Origin of the sequence: Anaerovibrio sp. (assembly GCF_024697385.1) — a bacterium.
In the GTDB taxonomy this organism is placed as follows: Bacteria; Bacillota; Negativicutes; order Selenomonadales; family Selenomonadaceae; genus Anaerovibrio.
Genome location: NZ_JAILFV010000191.1, coordinates 1 through 2321, shown reverse-complemented (window position 1 = coordinate 2321; position 2321 = coordinate 1). Strand labels below are relative to the sequence as shown.

Sequence of the window (2321 nt, the reverse complement as noted above, 5' to 3'; positions counted from 1 at the left end):
TATTAGCTATACATAGTTTAGATATTACATGTATCAGTCGAATCTTGAATTATTTTTCATTGGATACGACATCTTTTGGGATGATGTGTTGGCGACTTTGTTTTGATGTAGCACTATGTTTTCTCATAAAGCGAAGAGCTGTTATCCGGTCTTGGTTGGGTGGACATGAGGCAGCACGTTAAGCGTAGGCTGAGAATACCTAAGCACGAGAATCAATATAGTGTCGTTACAAAGGATTATTTAACCACGCATTTTTGTAGTGTATTAAATGGATAAATCGTTGAAATCAACGGCAGAGCTTTACATCTGAAAAGTTTACGAAAATCTGGATTGAGAAAATCAATAAGTCATATATTCATCTATGGGTACGCTGCAGAGTAGACAATAGATGATATATTTTTAAAGTACATGTGGAGAGTCGTACGATGGGAAACTAAAGGTATAGTTTTTGGAGAAGTTAACTTCGAATGTTACTTGGAAGAGAGGTGAATTTAATTATGATTTGTCCAAAATGTAAAATAGATACGAGTGGAAAATATAATTATTGTCCTAATTGTGGATATAAGTTGAGAAAAGAAGCTTTAAAGTTCGATTTAAAAAAAATTGATCCTTGGATCGTTCTTAATGTATTTTTATATATTGTATTACTACTTTTTTTTATAAGATTTTTTATTATCGTCATATAATTTATAAGTAGTGGGTATTTGATACGGCGCACAGAAATGCCCGTTTTACAAAGTATTTGCACTGTTATGCAGTACATGTACATAATTATACAGGAATTTGGTCCCTTTTTAGGAATTGCAATTTTATTTATAACAGAAAAGTGGTTTTTATAGGCTGACTGGGGGGGATTCGGTCTTAGAATATTCATTTCAGTTATGCGAAACTTGACTTATTATGAAATGAGGGGGATGCTTAAAATGTGTTGACCGGATAAAAATGTATTCTAGTTGCGTTTTAACTCGAAATATTCATAAACAATATATTGAATATACCGTATATGCCTTGGTATATTCAATATTGAAAACAGTATGTTGGGAGGTAATCTTTTGATTAGAAAAGGAATAATATTGGCAGGTGGTTCAGGGACTCGTTTGTATCCCTTGACAAGGGTGGTATCCAAACAGTTGATGCCTATCTATGACAACCCAATGATTTATTATCCGCTCAGTACGTTAATGCTGGCGGGGATTAAGGATGTTTTGATTATCACCACGCCACAGGATAATGAATCCTTCAAGAATTTATTGGGGGATGGCAGTCAGCTGGGAATCAGCATTTCCTATGCAATTCAGCCCAGCCCAGATGGTTTGGCACAGGCTTTTCTGATTGGTGAGAAATTCATTAATGGGGAAGGCTGTGCGTTGGTACTGGGCGATAACATCTATTATGGTTCAGACTTGGCACAGTCGGTACAGCGGGCTGCATCTATGGAAGACGGTGCGACAGTCTTTGCTTATTATGTGTCCGACCCAGAGCGTTATGGTGTAGTGGAGTTTGACGAACAGGGCCGTGCTCTGAGTCTGGAGGAAAAGCCGGCTCAGCCCAAATCCAATTATGCAGTAACAGGGCTGTCTTTCTATGACAAGGATATTGTCGATGTCGCAAAATCCATTAAGCCTTCGGCGCGTGGCGAATTGGAAATCACAGATGTCAACAAGGTGTACTTAGAACGTGGCAGGCTGCAGGTGGAGAAGATGCGCCGTGGTTATGCGTGGCTGGATACGGGAACGCATGAATCTTTGCTCGATGCGGCATCTTTTGTGCGGACGATTCAGGCACGGCAGGGGTTGAAGATTGCCTGCCTTGAGGAAATAGCCTACCGTATGGGCTATATTGATGCGGCACAGGTGGAGCGATTGGCGCAGCCATTACTGAAGAATGAGTATGGCAAATATCTTATCCGCATGATTCAGGAATAAAGGAGTTTTTGTTGGTATGAAGGTTATTAAGACAGATATCGAAGGTGTGCTGATTATCGAGACGGATGTGTTCGGCGACCATCGCGGTTATTTTACGGAAACGTATAACAAGCCGAAGTATGAGGCGCTGGGCATCACGAATGATTTTGTGCAGGATAATATGAGTTTTTCGGCACAGAAGGGAACTTTGCGCGGCCTGCATTGGCAGAATCCGCCCTATGCACAGGCGAAGCTGGTTTCCTGCTCTAAGGGAAAGGTTATCGATGTGGCTGTGGATATCCGTAAGGGTAGCCCCACTTTTGGCAAATGGGTTTCGGTAGAACTCAGCGCGGAAAACCACCGTCAGTTCCTGATTCCCCGCGGCTTTGCCCATGGCTTTCTGACGTTGACGGATGA

General features: G+C 41.1%; 2 protein-coding genes. Both read left to right on the top strand.

Going from position 1 to position 2321, the window contains the following annotated elements:
* Nucleotides 1-1052 precede the first annotated feature (1052 nt).
* A complete protein-coding gene (gene rfbA, locus K6C05_RS09985) occupies nucleotides 1053-1925 on the top strand; it encodes a glucose-1-phosphate thymidylyltransferase RfbA (protein ID WP_296734300.1) in 873 nt (290 codons plus the stop codon).
* A 16-nt stretch (nucleotides 1926-1941) separates the two neighbouring features.
* Nucleotides 1942-2321: dTDP-4-dehydrorhamnose 3,5-epimerase (gene rfbC, locus K6C05_RS09980; RefSeq protein ID WP_296734298.1), on the top strand; the 380-nt coding region annotated here is incomplete at its 3' end.